The sequence below is a fragment of the Micromonospora sp. CB01531 genome, assembly GCF_001905095.1.
Lineage (GTDB): Bacteria > Actinomycetota > Actinomycetes > Mycobacteriales > Micromonosporaceae > Micromonospora.
The window spans coordinates 87,146-108,458 of the sequence record NZ_LWLS01000064.1; the positions used below are offsets into that span (position 1 = coordinate 87,146).

Sequence of the window (21,313 nt, forward strand, 5' to 3'; positions counted from 1 at the left end):
GCAGCCGTCTGTATGAACTTGCAGCGCATCGCCGATCCTGCTAGCCTGCTATGCATAGTCATGCGGAGGTGAGTATGGGTATCCGGGTCGCGGTCGCCGGGGCGAGTGGGTACGCCGGTGGTGAGCTGCTGCGTCTGCTCGCCGGGCACCCCGAGCTCGACCTCGTCGCGGCCACCGCCCACTCGCAGGCCGGCCAGCCCGTCGCCGCCGTACACCCGCAGCTCGCCGGGCTGGACCTGGTGCTCGGGGCGACCGAGCCGGCCACCCTGGCCGACGCGGACCTGGTCTTCCTGGCCCTGCCGCACGGCCAGTCGGCGGCGCTCGCCGCGGCGCTCCCCGCCACCGTCAAGGTGGTCGACCTCGGCGCCGATCACCGGCTGCGTGACGCCGACGCCTGGTCCCGCTACTACGGCGGCCCGCACGCCGGGGCCTGGACCTATGGGCTGCCGGAGCTGCCCGGCCAGCGGGCCGCGATCGCCGCGGCGACCCGGGTGGCCAGCACCGGCTGCTACGCGGTGGCCACCACCCTCGCCCTCGCCCCGCTGATCGCCGCCGGTGCGGTCCACCCCGCCGACGTGGTGGTGGTCGCCGCCTCCGGCACGTCCGGCGCCGGCCGGGCCGCCAAGGCCCACCTGCTCGGCAGCGAGGTGATGGGCGACCTGTCGCCCTACAAGGTCGGCGCCCACCAGCACGTGCCGGAGATCAAGCAGGCCACCGGGGCGACCGGCCTCTCCTTCACCCCGGTGCTCGCCCCCATGCCCCGGGGCATCCTCGCCACGGTCACCGCCGTCCCCACCGGTGACGCCGACCCGCGCGCGGTGCTGGCGCGGGCGTACGCGGACGCGCCCTTCGTGCACGTGCTGCCGGAGGGGGTGTGGCCGCACACCGCCGCCACCGCCGGCTCGAACTCGTGCCACCTCCAGGCCACCGTCGACGTCGACTCCGGCCGGGTGATCGTGGTCAGCGCCATCGACAACCTGGGCAAGGGCGCGGCCGGCCAGGCCGTGCAGAACGCCAACCTGATGCTCGGCCTCCCCGAGACCACCGGACTCCCCGTCTTCGGAGTAGCCCCATGACCGTCACCACCCCCCGGGGCTTCCGGGCCGCCGGTGTCGCCGCCGGCCTCAAGGCCAGCGGCGCCGGCGACGTCGCCCTGGTCCTCAACGACGGCCCCGACGCCGGGGTGGCCGCCGTCTTCACCGCCAACCGGGTCAAGGCCGCCCCGGTGCTCTGGACCCAGCAGGTCGTCCGGGGCGGCGTGGTCCGCGCCGTCGTGCTCAACTCCGGCGGGGCGAACGCCTGCACCGGCCCGGCCGGCTTCCAGGACACCCACGCCACCGCCGAGCACACCGCCACCGCGCTCACCGCCAGCAGCCCCCGGCTGATGCTCGGCGCCGGTGAGGTCGCCGTCTGCTCGACCGGCCTGATCGGCGAGCGGCTCCCGATGGACAAACTCCTGCCCGGCGTCCGCGCCGCGGTCCGCGGGCTGTCCCGCGAGGGCGGCCAGCCGGCCGCCGAGGCGATCATGACGACCGACACCCGGCCCAAGACCACCGTGGCCGGCGGCAGCGGCTGGACCGTCGGCGGCATGGCGAAGGGCGCGGGCATGCTCGCCCCGGCGATGGCCACCATGCTCTGCGTGCTCACCACCGACGCGGTGGCCGGGCCGGAGACCCTCGACGCCGCGCTGCGGGCCGCCACCCGGGTCACCTTCGACCGGATCGACTCGGACGGCTGCATGAGCACCAACGACACGGTGCTGCTGCTGGCCAGCGGTGCGTCCGGGATCGCGCCCACCGAGGCGGAGCTGACCGCCGCGGTCACCGCCGCCTGCCACGACCTGGCCCAGCAGCTCATCGCCGACGCCGAGGGCGCCACCAAGCAGATCGCCATCGACGTGGTCGGCGCCGCCACCGAGAAGGACGCGGTCGAGGTCGGCCGGTCGGTGGCCCGGAACAACCTGGTCAAGACCGCGCTGTTCGGCAACGACCCGAACTGGGGCCGGATCCTCGCCGCGGTCGGCACCACCGCCGCCGCCTTCGAGCCGGACGGGGTGGACGTCGCGGTCAACGGGGTGTGGGTGTGCCGGAGCGGTGCGGCCGCCGAGGACCGCGCCAAGGTCGACCTCACCGGCCGGGACGTCACCATCCGGATCGACCTGCACGCCGGCGAGGCCGCCGCGACGATCTGGACCAACGACCTGTCGCACGCGTACGTGCACGAGAACTCGGCGTACTCCACATGAGCCTCACCGCGGACCTCACCCGGGCCCAGGCCAAGGCCGAGACGCTGATCGAGGCCCTGCCCTGGCTGGCCCGCTTCTCCGGTGCCACCGTCGTGGTCAAGTACGGCGGCAACGCCATGGTCGACCCCGAGTTGCAGCGTGCCTTCGCCGCCGACATGGTCTTCCTCCGGTACGCCGGCCTCAAGCCGGTCGTCGTGCACGGCGGCGGGCCGCAGATCTCCGCCATGCTCGGCCGGCTCGGCATCGCCAGCGAGTTCAAGGGCGGCCTGCGGGTCACCACCCCCGAGGCGATGGACGTCGTGCGGATGGTCCTCGTGGGGCAGGTCGGCCGGGAGCTGGTCGGCCTGATCAACGCGCACGGCCCGTTCGCGGTCGGCCTCTCCGGCGAGGACGCCGGGCTGTTCACCGCGGTGCGCCGCCCGGCGTACGTGGACGGGGAGCCGGTCGACGTCGGCCAGGTCGGCGACGTGGAGTCGGTGGACGTGTCGGCGGTCGCCGACCTCATCGCCGCCGGCCGGATCCCGGTGATCTCCACGGTCGCGCCCGACGCCGACGGCGTGCTGCACAACCTCAACGCCGACACCGCCGCCGCCGCGCTGGCGGTCGCCCTGGACGCCCGCAAGCTGGTCGTGCTCACCGACGTCGCCGGCCTCTACGCCGACTGGCCGGACACGTCCAGCCTGGTCAGCGAGATCAGCACCGACGAGCTGGCGAAGCTGCTGCCGTCCCTGGAGTCGGGGATGGTCCCGAAGATGGAGGCCTGCCTGCGGGCGGTGGGCGGAGGAGTGCCCGCCGCGCACGTCGTCGACGGCCGGGTCGCCCACTCCACGCTGCTCGAGGTCTTCACCTCAGAAGGTTTCGGCACGATGGTCGTGAGCGCGAGGAGTGAGCCTGCGAGCCCCGCAGTCGCGAACAAGGAAGGCAGGGTCGGATGAGCACGCTGGTGGAGCGCTGGGGCGCGGCCATGATGGACAACTACGGCACCCCGCCGCTCGCGCTCGTCTCCGGCTCCGGCGCGGTCGTGGTCGACGAGGCCGGCCGGGAGTACGTCGACCTGCTCGGCGGCATCGCGGTCAACGCCCTCGGCCATGCCCATCCGGCCGTGGTGGCCGCCGTGTCCAAGCAGGTCGCCACCCTCGGGCACGTCTCCAACCTGTTCGTCGCCGAGCCGCCGGTCGCCCTCGCCGAGCTGCTGCTGGCCCTCGCCGGCCGGCCTGGCCGGGTGTTCTTCGCCAACTCCGGGGCCGAGGCGAACGAGGCCGCGTTCAAGCTCTCCCGGCTCACCGGGCGCACCCACGTGGTCGCCACCCGGGGCGGTTTCCACGGCCGGACCATGGGCGCCCTGGCGCTCACCGGCCAGCCGGCGAAGGCCGACCCCTTCCGCCCGCTTCCCGGTGACGTCACCCACGTGCCGTACGGCGACGCCGCGGCCCTGGCGGCCGCCGTCACCGACGCCACCGCCATGGTGATCATCGAGCCGATCCAGGGCGAGAACGGCGTCGTCGTCCCGCCGCCCGGCTACCTGGCCGAGGCGCGGCGGATCACCGCCGCCCACGGCGCCCTGCTGGTGCTCGACGAGGTGCAGACCGGCGTCGGCCGCACCGGGCACTGGTTCGCCCACCAGGCCGAGGGCGTCGAGCCGGACCTGGTCACGCTCGCCAAGGGACTCGGCGGGGGCCTGCCCATCGGCGCCTGCCTGGCCTTCGGACGGGCCGCCGAGCTGCTCGGCCCCGGCTCACACGGCACCACCTTCGGTGGCAACCCGGTCAGCTGCGCGGCCGCCCTCGCGGTGATCTCGACGATCGCCAGCGAGGGGCTGCTCGACCACGTCAAGCGGATCGGGGAGCGGCTACGGCGGGGGATCGAGGCGCTCGGCCACCCGCTCGTCGCCGAGGTACGCGGCGCCGGCCTGCTGCTCGGCGTCGTGCTCGACCAGCCCGTGGCCGGCGCGGTGGCGACCGCGTTGCGCGACGCCGGCTTCCTGGTCAACCCGGTGCAGCCCAGTGTGGTCCGGCTCGCCCCGCCGCTGATCCTCAGCGCCGCGCAGGTCGACGCCCTCCTCGCCGCCCTGCCGGCCGCGTTCGACGCCGCCGCGCCCGCCCCGGCGATCCCCGCCGAGAGTGCCCCGACCACGACGGAGGTCCCCGCATGATCCGGCACTTCCTGCGGGACGACGACCTCTCGCCCGCCGAGCAGTCGGCCGTGCTCGACCTCGCGGCCCGGATGAAGGCGGACCGCTTCGGCCACCGGCCCCTCGCCGGGCCGCGGTCGGTGGCGGTGCTCTTCGACAAGCAGAGCCTGCGCACCCGGTTCTCGTTCGACGTGGGCATCGCCGAGCTGGGCGGGCACCCGCTCGTGGTGGACACCCAGGTCACCCACTTCGGGCGGGGCGAGACCCTGGCCGACGCCGGTCGGGTGCTCTCCCGCTACGTGGCCGCGATCGTGCTGCGGACCCACGGCGACGACCGGATCGCCGAGGTCGCCGCGCACGCCACCGTGCCGGTGGTCAACGCGCTCACCGACGCATACCACCCCTGCCAGCTGCTCGCCGACCTGCTCACCGTCCGCGAGCGGTTCGGCGCCACCGCCGGACGGACCCTCGCGTACGTCGGGGACGCGGCGAACAACATGGCGCACTCCTATCTGCTGGCCGGGGCGACCGCCGGGATGCACGTCCGGATCGCCGGGCCGGCCGGGTTCCAGCCCGACCCCGAGGTGGTCGCCCGGGCCGAGAAGATCGCCGCCGGCACCGGCGGGTCGGTCCGCGTGCTCACCGACCCGGTCGAGGCGGTCCGCGCCGCCGACGTGATCGCCACCGACACCTGGACCTCCATGGGCCAGGAGTCCGACGGCCTCGACCGGACCACCCCGTTCCTGCCGTACCAGGTCAACGACGTGCTGCTCGGCCACGCCGCGGCCGACGTCATCGTGCTGCACTGCCTGCCCGCCCACCGGGGCGAGGAGATCACCGACGAGGTGCTCGACGGGCCGCGCAGCGGCGTCTTCGACCAGGCGGAGAATCGCCTGCACGCCCAGAAGGCGCTGCTGACGTTTCTCCTGGAGGCATCAACCCCATGACCGCCCCGCTGACCCGCGCCGCCCGGCACGCCCGCATCGTCGAGCTGATCCGCGACCGGGCCATCCACTCGCAGACCGAGCTGGCCGACCTGCTCGCCGGCGACGGCATCCAGGTCACCCAGGCCACCCTCTCCCGGGACCTCAAGGAGCTGGGGGCGGTCACCGCGCGCGGCGGCGACGGGCGGGGCGTCTACCTGATCCCGGAGGACGGCCACCGGCCGCTGCGCGAGGCCGAGGCCGCCCCGGCCCGGCTCGTCCGGCTGCTGCGTGAGCTGCTCAACGGGGTCGACTCCAGCGGCAACATCGCCGTGCTGCGCACCCCGCCGGGCGCAGCCCACTATCTGGCCAGCGCGTTGGACCGAGCGGGCCTGCCCGAGGTCGTCGGCACCATCGCCGGCGACGACACCATCCTCGTCGTGGCCCGCGAGGCCGTCGGCGGCGCCGCGTTGGGCGACAAGCTCGCCGCGTGGGCCCGCCGGGAAGAGAACGTTGAAGGGAGCACCACACCATGAGCGAGCGGGTCGTCCTGGCGTACTCCGGGGGTCTCGACACCTCCGTCGCCATCCCGTACCTGGCCGAGCAGACTGGAGCCGAGGTGATCGCGGTAGCGGTCGACGTCGGCCAGGGCGGCGAGGACATGAACGTCATCCGGCAGCGGGCGCTGGACTGCGGCGCCGCCGAGTCCGAGGTGGTCGACGCGCGCGACGAGTTCGCCGCCGAGTACTGCCTGCCGGCTATCCGCGCCAACGCCCTCTACATGGACCGCTACCCGCTGGTCTCCGCGCTGTCCCGGCCGCTTATCGTCAAGCACCTGGTGGCCGCGGCGAAGAAGCACGGCGGCACCATCGTGTCGCATGGCTGCACCGGCAAGGGCAACGACCAGGTCCGCTTCGAGGTCGGCCTCGGCGCGCTCGCCCCCGACCTGAAGATCATCGCCCCGGCCCGGGACTTCGCCTGGACCCGGGACAAGGCGATCGCCTTCGCCGAGGAGAAGGGGCTGCCGATCGACGTGTCGGCCAAGTCGCCGTACTCCATCGACCAGAACCTGTGGGGCCGCGCGGTCGAGACCGGTTTCCTGGAGGACATCTGGAACGGCCCGATCGAGGACCTCTACTCCTACACTTCCGACCCGACCGAGTCGCGGGACGCCGACGAGGTCGTCATCACCTTCGACGCCGGCGTGCCGGTCGCCGTCGACGGCGAGACCGTCACCCCGTACCAGGCGATCCTGGAGCTCAACCGGCGGGCCGGCGCCCAGGGCGTCGGCCGGCTGGACATGGTCGAGGACCGGCTGGTCGGCATCAAGAGCCGCGAGGTGTACGAGGCGCCCGGCGCGATCGCCCTGATCACCGCCCACCAGGAGCTGGAGAACGTCACCGTCGAGCGGGACCTGGCCCGGTTCAAGCGCGGCGTCGACCAGCGCTGGGGCGAGCTGGTCTACGACGGCCTCTGGTTCTCGCCGCTGAAGAACGCCCTCGACGCGTTCATCGACGATGCCCAGCAGCACGTCTCCGGCGAGGTGCGGCTCACCCTGCACGGCGGTCGGGCCACCGTCACCGGCCGGCGCTCCGAGGCCAGCCTGTACGACTTCGGCATGGCCACCTACGACACCGGCGACACGTTCGACCAGTCCCTCGCGAAGGGCTTCGTGCAGCTGTGGGGCCTGCCCAGCCGGATGGCCGCCGCACGGGACGCCCGGCTGGGTGGCGCCTGATCGTGAGCAGCACAATGGGTGGGGTGGACGACAAGAGCCTGACCGAGAACAGCGCCGCCACCAACCGGACGAGTCTCTGGGGTGGCCGGTTCGCCGGCGGCCCCTCCGAGGCGCTCGCGCGGCTGTCGGTGAGCGTCCAGTTCGACTGGCGCCTCGCCCCGTACGACATCGCCGGCTCCCGGGCGCACGCCCGGGTTCTGGCCGGCGCCGGCCTGCTCGACCCCGAGGAACTGGGCAAGATGCTGGCCGCGCTGGACGACCTGGAGGCCGCCTGCGCCTCCGGGGCGTTCCGCCCGACCGTCGACGACGAGGACGTGCACACCGCCCTGGAGCGCGGCCTGCTGGAGCGGCTCGGCAGCCTCGGCGGCAAGCTGCGCGCCGGCCGGTCCCGCAACGACCAGGTCGCCACCGACCTGCGGCTCTACCTGCGCGATCACGCCCGGGGCGTGGCCGCCCGCCTGGTCGAGCTGGCCGAGGCGCTGGTCGAGCAGGCCGGGCGGCACGTGGACACCGCGGCCCCCGGCATGACCCACCTCCAGCACGCCCAGCCGGTCACCTTCGGGCACTGGCTGCTCGCCCACGTGCAGCCGCTGCTGCGCGACCTGGAGCGGCTGCGCGACTGGGACCACCGGGCGGCGGTCAGCCCGCTCGGCGCGGGCGCGCTCGCCGGCTCGGGCCTGCCGCTGGACCCGGTGGCGGTCTCCAAGGAGCTGGGCTTCCGCACGTCCTTCGCCAACTCGATGGACGCGGTCGCCGACCGGGACTTCGTCGCCGAGTTCCTCTTCGTCACCGCGATGATCGGCGTGCACCTGTCCCGCCTCGGCGAGGAGGTGGTGCTCTGGACGTCGCACGAGTTCGGCTGGGTGGAGCTGGACGACGCTTTCGCCACCGGTTCGTCGATCATGCCGCAGAAGAAGAACGCGGACATCGCCGAGCTGGCCCGGGGCAAGTCCGGCCGGCTGGTCGGCGGGCTGATGAGCGTGCTCACCATGCTCAAGGGCCTGCCGATGACCTACGACCGGGACATGCAGGAGGACAAGGAGCCGGCCTTCGACGCGGTCGACACCCTGGAGCTGCTGCTGCCGGCACTCGCCGGGATGATCTCCACGATGACCGTACGCGTCGACCGCCTGGTCGCCGCCGCGCCGGTCGGCTTCTCCCTCGCCACCGAGGTGGCGGACTGGCTGGTCCGCCGGGGCGTGCCGTTCCGTGACGCGCACGAGATCACCGGCCAGTTGGTTTCGCTCTGCGTGGCCCGGGACTGTGCCCTGGACGAGGTCTCCGACGCCGACCTGGCCGCGGTCAGCCCGCACCTGGACCCCTCGGTGCGGGACGTGCTCTCGGTGCGCTCCGCCCTCGCGGCCCGGACCACCCCCGGCTCGACCGGCCCCGGCCCGGTCGCCGACCAGCTCGCCGTCGCCGCGGACAAGCTGGCCGGCTGGCGCGACTGGGCCGCCGAGCAGGTCGTACCCCGCTGACCCCAGCGACGGAAAGGAGCAGGCCCTCAGCATGCTGCTGAGGGCCTGCTCCTTTCCGTGTCAGGACTGCTTGGCAAACTCGACGAACGAGCGCCACGCCTGCGGGTCGAAGGCGAGCAGCGGACCGGCCGGGTCCTTGCTGTCGCGGACGGCAACCACGCCCGGCAGGTTGCCGGCCAGCGCAAAGCGGCGGGTGTGTCCCACCGTGACTGCGGTCAGGCCGTCGGTCGCTCGCGCTTGGGCAGCTTGGCCACCACCGCGTCGTACGACCCGTCGAGCGCCTCGCGCAGTTCCTCGTCGGGGATGCCGCCGTCGAGCCGCAGCGTGTTCCAGCCCGAACGGCCGATGTAGGGGGAGGCGCGGGCGTCGTCGGGGAACCGGTGCAGCCACTCGTCGGCGACCTCCCGGGACGGGCCGCACTTCAGGCCCACCCGCGCGTCGCCCTCCGCCGAGCCGAGGAAGGCGAAGATCCTGCTGCCGACCTTGACCACCTCGTCGCCCTCCCAGGGCTGGTCCAGCCAGGCACCCGGCTTCGCCAGGCAGTACGCCCGCATCTCGTCGCGCGTCATCGCGTCCTCCATCCCCGGTTGCCGGCACATTCTCGCGTGCCCGTGTGACAGCCGATCGGCGCGCGGCGGGTCGTGCGGGGCGACCGGGTTCAGTCGGCGGTGCCGGTGCGTACCGTGATCCGGTCGTAGCGCTGCCGGGCCGCCTGGGCGCTGCCCAGCCCGAGCCCATACGCGATCGCCTGCCAGGTCAGCCCCCGGCCGCGGGCCACCTGCACCAGGCCCGCCTCGAGCGCGTCCACCTCCGCCCGCACGTGCGGGACCAGGGTCAGCGCCGCCATCAGGTCCGCCTGGTCGACCGGCTCCTCGCCGGGCTCCAGCTCCGCGCCGCCGGCGAGGGCCATCACCAGCGTGGCCGCCTCGTACGCGTCTGGCACGTCGGGGTGTGCGTACCGCCGTCGGCGGGCATTGGTGCCGGCGTGGCGCTCGGCGATCCGCAGCAGCGCGGCGTAGTTGCGGTGCGCGCGGGCCTGGGCCGCGTCCGGAGCGGTGAACGGGTCGTTGTCCAGCGTGGGCATGTGTTCCATGAGACACCCTTGAACGGCATCTTGTCAACGGTGTATTGAAAAGATCGCCAGCGCCCGACCGGCTATCGTCGACCCATGACCAGTGCCGAGCCCGCCACCACCGCAGCCGACCTGGCCGACCTGCTGGCCGGGCCGGTCGTGCCGGCCGCCCGCGGGCTGCTCGGCTGCCTGCTCACCGCTGGCGGGGCCACCATCCGGATCACCGAGGTCGAGGCGTACGCCGGCACCGCCGGGGACCCGGCCTCGCACGCGCACCGGGGCCGCACCAAGCGCAACGCGGTGATGTTCGGCCCGTCCGGGCGGGCGTACGTCTACTTCACCTACGGGATGCACTGGTGCATGAACGTGGTCACCGGCCGGGACGGGGAGGCCTCGGGGGTGCTGCTGCGCGCCGGCGAGGTGGTCGACGGGCTGGGTGCGGCCCGGCCGCGGCGACCTGCCGTACGCCGGGACGTGGACCTGGCCCGCGGGCCCGCCCGGCTCTGCGCGGCGCTCGGCATCGACGGCGCGGTCTACGGCGTCGACCTGCTCGGCGACGGCCCGGTACGGCTGCGGCCCGCGGCGGCGCCGGTGCCGGCGGCGGCGATCGCGGCCGGCCCCCGGGTCGGGGTGACCGGGGCGCACGACGTGCCCTGGCGGTTCTGGATCGCCGGCGACCCGACGGTGAGCGCCTACCGCCGCCACGTGCCCCGCACCCGTCGCTGACGCCGGCGGCTGCCGGACGGCGGTGCGGGCTGGCCACCGGCCCGGTGAAGCGGCATTCTGTCGGACGGGGTGGCCATAATCACGACGCCAGGTCCCACCCGCCCGCGTCGTGCGCCTCTCGCCGGGTGCCGCCCGGACCCGGCAGCCACCCGCTCGGCACGGATCGGAGGACCGGCATGGCGACACTGCTCGCAATCGGCACCGGCAAGGGGCTCTTCCTCGCCACCAGCACCGATCGACGCGCCTGGGAGGTGACCGGCCCGCACTTCCCGATGACCGGCGTCTACGCGGTCGCCATCGACAAGCGCGCCGGCCGGCCCCGCCTGCTCGCCGGGATGACCAGCTCGCACTTCGGGCCGAGCGTGGCGACCAGCGACGACCTCGGCGCCTCCTGGCAGGAGCCCGACCGGGCGCCGGTGGCCTTCCCGACCGACACCGGCGCCAGCCTGGGCCGGGTCTGGCAGCTCGCTCCGGCGGGCGCCGACCAGCCCGCCGTGGTCTGGGCCGGTGCCGAGCCGTCCGCGCTGTTCCGCTCCGACGACGGCGGGCGCAGCTTCCAGCTCGTCCGGGCGCTCTGGGACCATCCGCACCGCGAGTCCTGGGGCGCCGGCTTCGGCGGCCAGGCGATCCACAGCGTGCTGCCGCATCCGGGGGACCCGGCCCGGATGGCGGTGGCCATGTCCACCGGCGGGGTCTACCGTACCGAGGACGCCGGGGCGAGCTGGACGCCCGGCAACACGGGCATCCGGGCCTACTTCCTGCCGGACGAGTGGCCCGAGTTCGGGCAGTGCGTCCACAAGATCGCCCGGGACGCCGGCAACCCGGACCGGCTCTACGCGCAGAACCACCATGGCGTCTACCGCTCCGACGACGACGGGCGCACCTGGAGCTCGATCGCCGCCGGCCTGCCCAGCGACTTCGGCTTCCCGACGGTCGCCCACCCGTCCCGCCCCGGCACGGTCTACGTCTTCCCGCTGGTCGCCGACGGGCAGCGCTTCCCGGTCGACCACCGCTGCCGGGTCTACCGCTCCACGGACGCGGGCGACAAGTGGGAGCCGCTCTCGGTCGGGCTGCCCGAGGGGCCGTTCTACCCGTCGGTGCTGCGCGACGCGATGTGCGCCGACGACGCCGACCCGGCCGGGGTCTACTTCGGCACCCGCTCCGGCGAGGTCTACGCCAGCCCGGACGAGGGTGACTCCTGGTCGCTGGTCGCCGCCCACCTGCCGGACGTGCTCTGCGTCCGGGCCGCGGAGGTGTGAGTGATCACCGTGCTGCTGCCCGGCCCGCTGCGCGGCGAGGCGGGCGGAGCGAGCCGGTTGACCGTCGCCGCCACCGGCACGCTGCGGGCCGTCCTCGACGAGCTCGACGGCGCCTGGCCCCGGTTGGGCCGCCGGATCCGCGACGAGCGCGGCGAGCTGCGCCGCTACGTCAACGTCTACGTCGACGGCGAGGACTGCCGGCACGCCGGCGGGCTGGACACCCCGGTCGGCGACGGCGCGGAGGTGCAGGTGCTCCCCTCCGTGGCGGGCGGCTGACGGGGCCGTACGCCGGTCACGAGTGCCGCCGGCGGGCCGCAACCGGCCGGCGGGCGGTGAGCTGGGCCACCCTGGCCACGACCCGCGACGGAATAGTTGACTCGTCAAATATGTTGTGGGGTGCGATCCGGGCCGCACCGGCCCGGACGTCACGCGAGGAGCTGGATCATGCAGTTCGGAGTCTTCACCGTCGGCGACGTCACGGTCGACCCGACCAACGGGCGGCTGCCGTCCGAGCGTGAGCGGATCAAGGCCATGGTGGCCATCGCACTCAAGGCCGAAGAGGTCGGGCTCGACGTCTTCGCCACCGGCGAGCACCACAACCCGCCGTTCGTGCCCTCGTCGCCGACCACCATGCTCGGCTACCTCGCCGCCCGGACCGAGCGGCTGCTGCTCTCCACCTCGACCACGCTGATCACCACCAACGACCCGGTGAAGATCGCCGAAGACTACGCGATGCTCCAGCACCTCGCCGACGGCCGGGTGGACCTGATGCTGGGGCGCGGCAACACCGGCCCGGTCTACCCGTGGTTCGGGCAGGACATCCGCAACGGCATCCCCCTCGCCATCGAGAACTACGACCTGCTGCACCGGCTGTGGCGTGAGGACGTGGTCGACTGGAAGGGCCGGTTCCGCAGCCCGCTGCAGTCGTTCACCGCCACCCCACGCCCGCTCGACGGGGTGCCGCCGTTCGTCTGGCACGGCTCGATCCGCAGCCCCGAGATCGCCGAACAGGCGGCCTACTACGGCGACGGCTTCTTCGCCAACCACATCTTCTGGCCCAAGGAGCACACCCAGCGGATGATCGGGCTCTACCGGCAGCGCTTCGAACACTACGGCCACGGCTCCGCCGACCAGGCCATCGTCGGCCTCGGCGGGCAGGTGTTCATGCGGAAGAACTCCCAGGACGCCGTCCGCGAGTTCCGGCCGTACTTCGACAACGCCCCGGTCTACGGGCACGGGCCGTCGCTGGAGGAGTTCACCCGGGAGACCCCGCTGACCGTGGGCAGCCCGCAGCAGGTCATCGACCGCACGCTCGGCTTCCGCGAGTACGTCGGCGACTACCAGCGTCAGCTCTTCCTGATGGACCACGCCGGGCTGCCCCTGAAGACCGTCCTGGAACAGCTCGACCTCCTCGGCGAGGAGGTCGTCCCGGTGCTGCGTAAGGAGTTCGACTCGCTGCGACCGGTGCACGTGCCGGAGGCGCCCACCCACGCCTCGCTGCTGGCCGCGGCGGGCGGCGCCAAGGACAACACCGTGCACGCCGTCGACGACGTGACCGGCAAGGCGCCCGAGGCGGCCCGATGACCCGGCGCACCCTGGCGGTGGTCTCCGCCGGCCTCGGCCAGCCCTCCTCGACCCGGCTCCTCGCCGACCAGCTCGCCGCGGCAGCCCGCGACGAGTTGGTCCGGAGCGGCGCCGAGGTGCAGATCCGCCCGATCGAGCTGCGCGAGCACGCCCACGACGTGGTGAACCACCTGCTCACCGGCTTCCCGTCGGCCGCCCTGCGGGAGGCGCTCGACACCGTCGCCGGAGCGGACGGCCTGATCGCGGTCACCCCGATCTTCAACGCCTCGTACAACGGGCTGTTCAAGTCGTTCTTCGACGTGGTGGACCGGGACGCCCTGGCCGACCGGCCGGTGCTGATCGGCGCCACCGGGGGCACCGCCCGGCACTCGCTCGCCCTGGAGCACGCGGTCCGGCCGATGTTCGCCTACCTGCGGGCGGTGGTGGTGCCGACGGTGGTCTACGCGGCGCCGGAGGACTGGTCCGGCGAGAGCGCCGACGGTGCCCTGCGGGCCCGCATCCGGCGGGCCGGGATCGAGTTGGCGGAGCAGGTGGACCGCCGCCCGGTCGCGACCGGCCCGGCCGACCCGTTCGCCCTCACCACCACCTTCGAGGACCTGCTCGCCGGCCGGGACCCGGTCTGACCGGCCTGTCCCCGGCGGTCCTCACTCCGCCCGCTCGTACGGATGGGCCACCAGCACCGGGCAGTGCGCGTGCAGCACCAGCGCCTGGCTGACCGACCCGAGCAGCAGTCCGGCGAAGCCGCCGCGGCCCCGCGACCCGACCACCACCAGCGCCGCCTCCCCGCTCGCCTCGACCAGGGCCTGCTCCGGGGAGGCGGCCCGGACCGGCCGCTCGACCACCGTCAGCACCGGATGGTCCGCGTGGACCTGGGCCGCCGCCCGGGCCAGCAGCTCGGCCGACTCGGCCTGCCCGGCCGCCGCGGACTCGGCCGCCTGCTCCGGCACCGTGCCGGCCCGCTCGGGCGGCCGGACGTGCACCAGCACGAGGTCGGTGTCGCGGCGGTCCGCCTCGTCGGCGGCTAGCCGGACGGCGAGCCCGCCCGACTCGGAGCCGTCCACGCCGACCAGCACCGGTCCGTCGACCGGGATCGGCTGCTCGGCCGGGCGGACCACCAGCACCGGGCAGTGCCCGTGCTGGGCGACCTGGCCGCTGACCGAGCCGAGCAGCAGCCCGGCGAACCCGCCCATCCCGCGGCTGCCCACCACCACCAGGTCGGCCCGGCGGGACTCCTCGACCAGCGTGGCGCCCGGACCGCCGGCCACCTGGCGTACCTCCACCCGCAGGCCCGGATGCCGGTCGGTCAGGTCGCCGGCCACCTGTTCGAGCATCTTCCGCGCCGCCTCGGTCGGTGCCGGCACGCCGAGGTCGTACGGGTTGAGTGGCACGCCGTAGCCGAGCGGGTGCAGGTAGCCGTGCACCAGGTGCAGCGGCCGGGACCGCTGGACGGCCGCCCGCGCGGCGTGCTCGGCGGCGGTCAGGCTGGTCGGTGATCCGTCGACCCCCACCACGACAGGTCGGTTCATCGGCATCCCTTCGATCGGCTCAGGCCGCCGGTCTTGTCGGTCATACGTCCACCCCCAGGCTGCTCCCGAGCGGGATCGGCCGGCAGAGGCGGTGCGCCTCCGCGACCCGGGACCTTCGGCCCTGACGATCCCGGCCGGGGCGAGGTCCAATGGATCCAGGACCGTCGACCCGCACCGTGGACGGGGGTGAGACTGATGACTCCGCTGGAGATGCTCCGCGCGCATCCGTTCCTCGCCGGGCTGCCGCCGGAGTGGCTGCCCCCGCTGACCGGTCACGCCCGCCCCGTCGTGTGGCACCCCGGGCACCGGCTGTTCCGCGCCGGGCAGCCGGCGGAGCGGTTCTGGCTGGTCCGCGGCGGCGAGGTGGCGCTGGACTTCCCGGTGCCCGGTCGCGGTGACGTGGGGATCGAGACGATCGGCGCGGGCGGGGTGGTCGGCTGGTCCTGGCTCTTCCCGCCGTACCGGTGGCAGTTCGGGGCGGTGGCCGTGCGGCGCAGCCTCGCCGTCGAGTTCCAGGCCGCCGGGGTACGCCGGCTGATGGAGTCCGACGACGCGCTCGGCCGGCAGCTCACCACCCGCTTCATGAGTGTGGTGGTGGACCGGCTGCAGGCCTCCCGGGTCCGCCTGTTGGAGCTGTACGGCTATCAGACGACGCTGCCGCCCACCGGCTGACCGCCGTCGGTCCGCCGCACGACCAGCTCGTCCACCTCCAGCCGGCCGATGCGCAGCTCCTTGATGACCGCCCGGCGGATCGCCAGCCGACCGATCGCCAGCGTGCCGACCGCGACGGCACCGAGCGCCGCCGCGGCGAGCGCCAGCGGCGCGGCCGCCGTCGGGCCCAGGGCCCGCGGGCCGGCCAGCATCGGGCCCGTGACGGAGGCTCCGGGGGTACGCATCGGGAATGCCGGCCGGTGCCGGCAGTGGGTCATCCTCTTCACCCGACGAATCCTCCGCTCCCACTCGGCGTCCGGGGCGGGGTCCGGGCGCCGGTCCACCGCCCGGGTGACGTCGCCCGTTCGCCAGCCGGTCCGAACCTGTCGGTCGGTCCGCGTATCCTCCGGCGGTGACCAGTGAGATGCGGCTCCGCCCGGTGCGCGACGACGACCTGCCCGCGTTCTTTCGCCACGAGCAGGATCCGCAGGCCAACTGGATGGCCGCGTTCGGCCCGAAGGACCCGGCCGACCGGGCCGCCTTCGACGACCACTGGACGCGCATCCGCGCCGACCCGCGCATCATCCTCCGGACCGTGACGGTCGACGGGGAGGTGGTCGGGCGCGTGACCGCCTTCCCGGTGGGGGAGCGCACCGAGGTCAGCTACTGGATCGATCCGCGCCGCTGGGGCCGGGGCCACGCGACCGCCGCGCTCGCCGCGCTGCTGCGTGAGCTGCCGCAGCGTCCGGTGCACGCCCGCGCCGCCAAGGACAACGCCGCCTCGCTCGCCGTGCTCCGCAAGTGCGGCTTCGTGGTGGTCGGTGCGGACTCCGGGTACGCCAACGGCCGCGGCACCGAGGTCGAGGAGTACGTGCTGGAGCTGCCCGCCGAGGCGGCTGACCAGCGCGACCACTAGTCTTCCCCGGGTGAACTGGCTGGAACTCGTCGGCTGGGCCGGCTCCGCGCTGCTGGTCTGGTCGCTGCTGCAGACGCGCATCCTGCGGCTGCGTGCCCTCAACCTCGTCGGCTGCCTCATCCTGATCGGCTACAACGCCGCCGTGCACGTGTGGCCCATGGTCGGGCTGAACGTGGTGCTCGCCGTGATCAACGTCTGGTACCTGCGGAAGCTGCTGGCCACCCGGCACGACGAGCAGACCTATCAGGTGGTCGAGGTGGGCACCGAGGACGCCTTCCTGGCCCACACGCTGCGGGTGCACGCCGCCGACATCGCCCGGTTCAACCCCGCCTTCCGCTGGGACCCGGCCGGTGCCGACCGCTCGGCGTTCCTCGTGGTCCGCGCCGACGAGGTGGTCGGCGTGGTGGTGTCGCACGCCGAGGCCGACGGGGTGGCCCAGGTCGACCTCGACTACGTCACCCCGCCGTTCCGCGACTTCACGCCGGGCGAGTTCGTCTACCGGCGCAGCCGCCTCTTCACCGACCGCGGCTTCCGCCGGGTGGTCAGCCCGCCCGGCATGGTCGCCCCGTACTACCACCGGCTCGGCTTCAACCGGGAGGGTGACGCGTTCGTGCTGGACCTGCCCGCAGCCCCGGCCGGGCAGCGCGGGTAGCCGGGGGAGCGGATCCGGCGCGCGGCGGAGGATCCGCCCGCCTGCCCGCCCGATGGGCACCGACCCGCCGGTGCCGACCGGGCCGCCTCAGCCGGTGCGGTCCGGCGGCCCGGACGGCGGGCCGAACGGGAAGTCCGGGACCGGCGGGACCAGCCGCACCCGGTCAGCGGGGAACTGGTGGGTGCTCCGGCCGAGGACCCGGGCGGCGGCGCGCAGCAGCCACGGTCCCGACGGGTGCAGCTCCGGCGCGATCAGGCGTCCGACCACCCGGGTCCACCAGTGGCCGGCGACGATCACGTCGGTGATACGCAGCTGGTCCGGCGGCCAGCCGCCGCGCACCACCACGTCGACCACCCGGCCCAGCCGCCGCCCGTGCAGGTCGTACGCCATCCGGCCGAGCAGCTCACCGGCGCGCATGATCCGCCCCCGGGATCCGGTCGATCATGTGCCGGCGCAGCCAGGACTCCGTGGGGGACGGCGGCAGGTCGGCCGCCCGGCAGCGCAGGCGTACCGCGCTGTCCACCTCGGCGACCTGGGCGAGCGGGATGCGTCGCGGCGGCACCGGCACCTCCTCGGCGAACCGCTCGGCGATCGACACCAGGAACCGCCCGATCCGGCCGCCGATCCGCTGCCCCAGCACGCCGTGCCCGGAGAGCAGGCAGTCCACGTACGGCACCCCCTCGGCGTCGATCGCGAACGCGATGTCGTCGACCCGGCCGACCAGCCGGCCGTCCCGGTCGACGATCTGCCGGTCGAGCAGCTGCTTGGCCAGCTGGAGCCTCACTGTCCCATCCTCGTGATGATCGCCAACGGGATCGCCGCCACCGACGCGGCGACGATGAGCAGCAGGAACACCGCCCCGAGCAGGTTGATCCACCGGCCGTTGACCCGGTCGCCCAGGTAGTTGCGGTCGTTGGCCACCACCAGGATCGGCAGGTACGTCAGCGGCAGCACCACCGCGCTGAGCACCAGCATGTACTCGGTGAGCTGCACCGGGTCGATGGTGGTCAGCAGCATCAGCACCCCGAGCAGCACGCTGACCAGCAGCACGGTGTGGAACCGGGCCGCCTCCCGGGGGGTGACCCGCTTGCCCCACTGCCAGCCGAAGTACTGCGCCACCGCGTACGCGGCGGACAGCCCGGTCTCCAGCGCGGCGCCGAAGGTAACCGCGAAGAACGCCAGCACCGCGACCGCCAGCCCGGCTCCGCCCAGCGCGGTCGCCACCGGCCGGGCCACCTGGTCGAGGCTGTTCAGCGCCGTCCCGGACGGGTGGTACGCCACGGCCGCGACGGCGAGCAGCGACAGCGCCAGGAACCCACCGACCGGGAAGCCGATCAGCACGCTCGACCGCGCGTCGGCCAGGTCGGCGGCGGTCCATTTCTCCTCCACCCCGCCGGAGGAGAAGAAGAACACCTCGTACGGGCTGACCGTGGAGGCGAACAGCGCCACCGCCACGAACCAGTACACCGACCAGCCCGCCCCGGCGGAGCTGACATACAGCGCCTCGTGGCCGAGGCGCACCCAGTCGGTGGGCAGGGCGAACAGTGCGACCGCGAATACCAGCAGCGCCAACCCGGCCAGCCCGAACACCCGCTCCATCAGCGCGAAGCGCATCCGCCACAGCACCAGCCAGACCGCGACCGCGGCCACCGGCACCCAGAGCAGGTAGCTGAGCCCGGTCGCCAGTTGCAGGGCCAGCGCCACCCCGCCCAGCTCCGCGGCGAGGGTGACCACCGTGACCAGGTAGGAGGCGACCAGGTTGAGCAGCGCCACCCGCGGCCCCAGCCGCTCCCGGACCAGGTCGAACACGGCCCGGCCGCTCACCGCCGCGATCCGGCCGGCCATCTCCGCGTACGCGCAGATGCCCAGCACCCCGACGACCAGCACCCACGCGTGGGCCATGCCGAACCGGGCGCCGGCCTGGCTCGCCGCCACCAGGTCGCCGATGTCGACGAAGCCGCCGATGGCGGACAGGACGCCGAGGGTGGCGGCGAGGAGCTTCCTCACGTCGGGTCGGGAGCGGGTGATCTCATCGACGCGACGATATCGGCGTCAAGTATCTCTTTTAGGGTGAATCGACCAGGCCGTCGCCCGCGCCGGCTCCGGCAGCGCCGTCGCCCGGCACCCGTCCGGGGTCAGGCGGCGGTGAGGTTCTGCAGACGCACCTGACCGCGGGAGACCAGCCGGCCGTCCCCGTCGGTGATCTCCACCAGCCAGAGCTGCTGGCTCCGGCCCCGGTGGATCGGGGTGCCCACCGCGGTGAGCTCGCCGTCCCGCACCGCGCGCAGGAAGTCCGTCTGGTTGGACACGCCCACCACCTGGCCCTTGTCGCCCAGCCAGAGCGCGCCGCCGATGCTGGCCGCCGTCTCCACCACCGCGCAGTAGACCCCGCCGTGCTGGATCCCGTACGGCTGGTGCAGCTCCGGGCGGACCTGCCAGCGGATCACCACCCGGTCTCCGCTGACCTCGTCGAACTTCAGGCCCAGCAGGGCCACGAAGCCCCCGGTCAGGTCCGGCTTCTCCACGGCAGCCCTCCTCGCTCTCGGTGGAGCGCCAGCCTAGTCGCCCGGGCGTGGGCAAACCCGGTACGGGTCCGGGCCGGTGATGGGGGAGAATCGGTAGCCGTGACCGACAGCAACCTCCCGCAGGGGCGGGACTCCCTGACCGAAGACCTGCAGTGGCGGGGCCTGATCCAGGACTCGACCGGCCTTGACGAGCTGCGCGAGCTGCTCGACGGCGGGACGGCCACCTTCTATGTGGGCTTCGATCCGACCGCGCCCAGCCTGCACGTCGGCCACCTCATGCAGGTCATCACCGCGCGCCGGCTCCAGCTCGCCGGGCACCGGCCGCTGCTGCTGGTCGGCGGCGCCACCGGCCAGATTGGCGACCCGAAGGAGACCGCCGAGCGCACCCTCAACCCGCCCGAGGTGGTGGCGGGCTGGGTCCAGCGCATCCACGACCAGCTCGCCCCGTTCGTCTCGTACACCGGGGATAACGCGGCCCGACTGGTCAACAACCTGGACTGGACCGGCGAGATGTCGGTGGTCGAGTTCCTCCGGGATGTCGGCAAGCACTTCCCGGTGAACAAGATGCTGGCCCGCGAGGTGGTCAAGGCCCGGCTGGAGACCGGCATCAGCTTCACCGAGTTCAGCTACCAGCTGCTGCAGGCCAACGACTTCTTCGAGCTGCACCGCCGGCACGGCTGCCAGCTCCAGTACGGCGGCTCGGACCAGTGGGGCAACATCACCGCCGGGGTCGACTACATCCGCCGGCGTGGCGCCGGGCCGGTGGAGGCCTTCACCACGCCGCTGGTCACCAAGTCGGACGGCACCAAGTTCGGCAAGACCGAGGGCGGCTCCGTGTGGCTCGACCCGGAGATGACCAGCCCCTACGCCTTCTACCAGTTCTGGGTCAACGCCGACGACCGCGACGTCGTCCGCTACCTGCGCTACTTCAGCTTCCGCTCGCGGGAGGAGTTGGAGGAGCTGGAGAAGGCGACCGAGGAACGGCCCCAGGCCCGCCTCGCCCAGCGGGCGCTCGCCGAGGAGCTGACCGCGCTGGTGCACGGCGAGCGGGAGATGGCCCAGGCGGTCGCCGCCAGCCAGGCGCTCTTCGGCCGGGGTTCGCTCGAGGAGCTGACCCCGGCGACCCTGCGCGCCGCGTTGACCGAGGCCGGCCTGGTCCACCTGGCCGAGCTGCCGGACGTCGCCGGCCTGCTCAAGGAGTCCGGGCTGGTGCCGAGCATGAAGGAGGCGCGCCGGGTGATCGCCGAAGGCGGCGCGTACGTCAACAACACCCGGGTGACGGACGTCGACGCGGCAGTGTCGGCGGACGACCTGCTGCACGGGCGGTACCTGGTGCTGCGCCGGGGGAAGCGTTCCTTCGCGGGTGTTGAGCTGCGCAAATAGTCGTATCTCGACAATGTGACGTGGGACGCGCCCAGCGGATTTGACGATCAAACCGCTGGGCGCGTAACTTTCTCTCTGCCAGCGCGGAACGGACGAAACAGGGCGAAAGCCCAAAAGGCCGGAGCGCGGAAATGACCGCCAGGATCGGATGGTTCTCTCCGTCTGACCTGGACCCGGGTGGTGCCCCGGATTCGCCGCGAGGCGGATTTGGCGAGGCGGAACCGACCGGGTAAGGTTACTGGCCGGCAGGGACACGGGCGAGCAAGCGCGGCGGCCGTCCTGCCGAAATCCACGAGGCGCCCGGCGCGAGCCGGTCGAATCGGGGTGCCCGGTAAAGGGGTGGAAGCACGACGAACCGCCAAACAGCGGTTTGACACGGCAGAAACCACCGGGTAACGTAGTAAAAGTGCCCGGCGCGAGAGCGGCGGTCGCGGTGAACGAAATGCCCCGGATGGTGGCCCTGCGAATGTGGGGTTGCTGGATGGTGTGTGGTTGTTCTTTGAG

General features: G+C 73.6%; 26 protein-coding genes. 17 read left to right on the forward strand and 9 right to left on the reverse strand.

From position 1 onward, the window contains the following. The first annotated feature begins 74 nt into the window (after positions 1-74). Genes argC through argH form a run of 8 tightly spaced genes read left to right on the forward strand, consistent with a single transcriptional unit; the run spans position 75 to position 8,515 of the window. The gene (argC, locus tag A6A27_RS15465; protein WP_073835307.1) at positions 75-1,076 is read left to right on the forward strand and encodes an N-acetyl-gamma-glutamyl-phosphate reductase; all 1,002 of its coding nucleotides are present in this window, start codon (positions 75-77) and stop codon (positions 1,074-1,076) included. Continuing rightward, positions 1,073-2,245: a bifunctional glutamate N-acetyltransferase/amino-acid acetyltransferase ArgJ gene (argJ, locus tag A6A27_RS15470; protein WP_073835308.1), complete on the forward strand. Its 1,173-nt coding sequence runs from the start codon at positions 1,073-1,075 to the stop codon at positions 2,243-2,245. The genes argC and argJ overlap by 4 nt, the downstream gene beginning before the upstream one ends. Continuing rightward, on the forward strand, positions 2,242-3,180 hold the full coding sequence (argB, locus tag A6A27_RS15475) for an acetylglutamate kinase (RefSeq protein WP_073835309.1): 939 nt from the start codon (positions 2,242-2,244) through the stop codon (positions 3,178-3,180). Before argJ ends, argB begins: the two co-directional genes overlap by 4 nt. Next, complete coding sequence (locus A6A27_RS15480; RefSeq protein WP_073835310.1) at positions 3,177-4,397, forward strand: acetylornithine transaminase; 1,221 nt, start codon at positions 3,177-3,179, stop codon at positions 4,395-4,397. The genes argB and A6A27_RS15480 overlap by 4 nt, the downstream gene beginning before the upstream one ends. Next, a complete protein-coding gene (argF, locus tag A6A27_RS15485) occupies positions 4,394-5,323 on the forward strand; it encodes an ornithine carbamoyltransferase (protein WP_073835311.1) in 930 nt (309 codons plus the stop codon). The genes A6A27_RS15480 and argF overlap by 4 nt, the downstream gene beginning before the upstream one ends. Then, complete coding sequence (locus tag A6A27_RS15490) at positions 5,320-5,835, forward strand: arginine repressor (protein ID WP_073835312.1); 516 nt, start codon at positions 5,320-5,322, stop codon at positions 5,833-5,835. Before argF ends, A6A27_RS15490 begins: the two co-directional genes overlap by 4 nt. Further along, complete coding sequence (locus A6A27_RS15495; protein ID WP_073835313.1) at positions 5,832-7,037, forward strand: argininosuccinate synthase; 1,206 nt, start codon at positions 5,832-5,834, stop codon at positions 7,035-7,037. Before A6A27_RS15490 ends, A6A27_RS15495 begins: the two co-directional genes overlap by 4 nt. A 14-nt stretch (positions 7,038-7,051) precedes the next feature. Then, positions 7,052-8,515 carry an argininosuccinate lyase gene (gene argH / locus A6A27_RS15500; RefSeq protein ID WP_073835314.1) on the forward strand — a complete coding sequence of 488 codons (1,464 nt, stop codon included), beginning with the start codon at positions 7,052-7,054 and terminating at the stop codon, positions 8,513-8,515. Between the two features lie 60 nt (positions 8,516-8,575). Here the strand turns inward: argH and A6A27_RS15505 are convergent, their stop codons facing one another. From A6A27_RS15505 to A6A27_RS15515, 3 genes are all read right to left on the reverse strand, one after another. Beyond that, entirely contained in the window at positions 8,576-8,734 is a 159-nt protein-coding gene (locus A6A27_RS15505) for a DUF397 domain-containing protein (protein WP_073835338.1), read from the reverse strand. Continuing rightward, positions 8,731-9,084, reverse strand: coding sequence for an MmcQ/YjbR family DNA-binding protein (locus A6A27_RS15510; RefSeq protein WP_073835337.1), 354 nt, complete (start codon positions 9,082-9,084; stop codon positions 8,731-8,733). Before A6A27_RS15510 ends, A6A27_RS15505 begins: the two co-directional genes overlap by 4 nt. Positions 9,085-9,173: 89 nt before the next feature. Beyond that, positions 9,174-9,599, reverse strand: coding sequence for a DNA-binding protein (locus tag A6A27_RS15515; RefSeq protein ID WP_073835339.1), 426 nt, complete (start codon positions 9,597-9,599; stop codon positions 9,174-9,176). A gap of 84 nt (positions 9,600-9,683) precedes the next feature. On the opposite strand from A6A27_RS15515, the gene A6A27_RS15520 reads away from it, so the two are divergent. From A6A27_RS15520 to A6A27_RS15540, 5 genes are all read left to right on the forward strand, one after another. Continuing rightward, positions 9,684-10,313 (forward strand): DNA-3-methyladenine glycosylase, encoded by a 630-nt coding sequence (locus A6A27_RS15520; protein WP_073835315.1) that lies wholly within the window; start codon positions 9,684-9,686, stop codon positions 10,311-10,313. 176 nt (positions 10,314-10,489) lie between these two features. Then, positions 10,490-11,572 (forward strand): WD40/YVTN/BNR-like repeat-containing protein, encoded by a 1,083-nt coding sequence (locus A6A27_RS15525; protein WP_073835316.1) that lies wholly within the window; start codon positions 10,490-10,492, stop codon positions 11,570-11,572. Next, positions 11,573-11,848 (forward strand): ubiquitin-like small modifier protein 1, encoded by a 276-nt coding sequence (locus A6A27_RS15530; protein ID WP_073835317.1) that lies wholly within the window; start codon positions 11,573-11,575, stop codon positions 11,846-11,848. It begins immediately after the preceding gene. A gap of 168 nt (positions 11,849-12,016) precedes the next feature. Beyond that, a complete protein-coding gene (locus tag A6A27_RS15535; RefSeq protein ID WP_073835318.1) occupies positions 12,017-13,156 on the forward strand; it encodes an LLM class flavin-dependent oxidoreductase in 1,140 nt (379 codons plus the stop codon). Then, positions 13,153-13,779: an FMN reductase gene (locus tag A6A27_RS15540; protein WP_073835319.1), complete on the forward strand. Its 627-nt coding sequence runs from the start codon at positions 13,153-13,155 to the stop codon at positions 13,777-13,779. Before A6A27_RS15535 ends, A6A27_RS15540 begins: the two co-directional genes overlap by 4 nt. 21 nt (positions 13,780-13,800) lie before the next feature. Here A6A27_RS15540 and A6A27_RS15545 read toward each other — a convergent pair whose 3' ends face one another. After that, positions 13,801-14,688, reverse strand: coding sequence for a universal stress protein (locus tag A6A27_RS15545; protein WP_073835320.1), 888 nt, complete (start codon positions 14,686-14,688; stop codon positions 13,801-13,803). Positions 14,689-14,877: 189 nt separating this feature from the next. On the opposite strand from A6A27_RS15545, the gene A6A27_RS15550 reads away from it, so the two are divergent. Continuing rightward, on the forward strand, positions 14,878-15,354 hold the full coding sequence (locus A6A27_RS15550; RefSeq protein ID WP_073835321.1) for a cyclic nucleotide-binding domain-containing protein: 477 nt from the start codon (positions 14,878-14,880) through the stop codon (positions 15,352-15,354). Here A6A27_RS15550 and A6A27_RS15555 read toward each other — a convergent pair. Next, complete coding sequence (locus A6A27_RS15555) at positions 15,327-15,611, reverse strand: hypothetical protein (protein WP_073835322.1); 285 nt, start codon at positions 15,609-15,611, stop codon at positions 15,327-15,329. The genes A6A27_RS15550 and A6A27_RS15555 overlap by 28 nt on opposite strands. 134 nt (positions 15,612-15,745) lie before the next feature. Here A6A27_RS15555 and A6A27_RS15560 point away from each other — a divergent pair, with 134 nt between their 5' ends. Next, positions 15,746-16,249: a GNAT family N-acetyltransferase gene (locus tag A6A27_RS15560; protein WP_073835323.1), complete on the forward strand. Its 504-nt coding sequence runs from the start codon at positions 15,746-15,748 to the stop codon at positions 16,247-16,249. 10 nt (positions 16,250-16,259) lie between these two features. Next, the gene (locus A6A27_RS15565) at positions 16,260-16,901 is read left to right on the forward strand and encodes a YgjV family protein (protein WP_073835324.1); all 642 of its coding nucleotides are present in this window, start codon (positions 16,260-16,262) and stop codon (positions 16,899-16,901) included. An 87-nt stretch (positions 16,902-16,988) separates the two neighbouring features. Here A6A27_RS15565 and A6A27_RS15570 read toward each other — a convergent pair whose 3' ends face one another. The 4 genes from A6A27_RS15570 to A6A27_RS15585 form a co-directional block, all read right to left on the reverse strand. Then, the gene (locus A6A27_RS15570) at positions 16,989-17,318 is read right to left on the reverse strand and encodes a hypothetical protein (protein ID WP_073835325.1); all 330 of its coding nucleotides are present in this window, start codon (positions 17,316-17,318) and stop codon (positions 16,989-16,991) included. Then, positions 17,305-17,685 (reverse strand): hypothetical protein, encoded by a 381-nt coding sequence (locus A6A27_RS15575; protein ID WP_073835326.1) that lies wholly within the window; start codon positions 17,683-17,685, stop codon positions 17,305-17,307. Before A6A27_RS15575 ends, A6A27_RS15570 begins: the two co-directional genes overlap by 14 nt. Beyond that, positions 17,682-18,908 carry an NRAMP family divalent metal transporter gene (locus A6A27_RS15580; RefSeq protein ID WP_073835327.1) on the reverse strand — a complete coding sequence of 409 codons (1,227 nt, stop codon included), beginning with the start codon at positions 18,906-18,908 and terminating at the stop codon, positions 17,682-17,684. The genes A6A27_RS15575 and A6A27_RS15580 overlap by 4 nt, the downstream gene beginning before the upstream one ends. A gap of 128 nt (positions 18,909-19,036) precedes the next feature. Then, complete coding sequence (locus A6A27_RS15585) at positions 19,037-19,426, reverse strand: PaaI family thioesterase (RefSeq protein ID WP_073835328.1); 390 nt, start codon at positions 19,424-19,426, stop codon at positions 19,037-19,039. 99 nt (positions 19,427-19,525) lie between these two features. On the opposite strand from A6A27_RS15585, the gene tyrS reads away from it, so the two are divergent. Continuing rightward, on the forward strand, positions 19,526-20,809 hold the full coding sequence (tyrS, locus tag A6A27_RS15590) for a tyrosine--tRNA ligase (RefSeq protein WP_073835329.1): 1,284 nt from the start codon (positions 19,526-19,528) through the stop codon (positions 20,807-20,809). Positions 20,810-21,313: the final 504 nt, after the last annotated feature.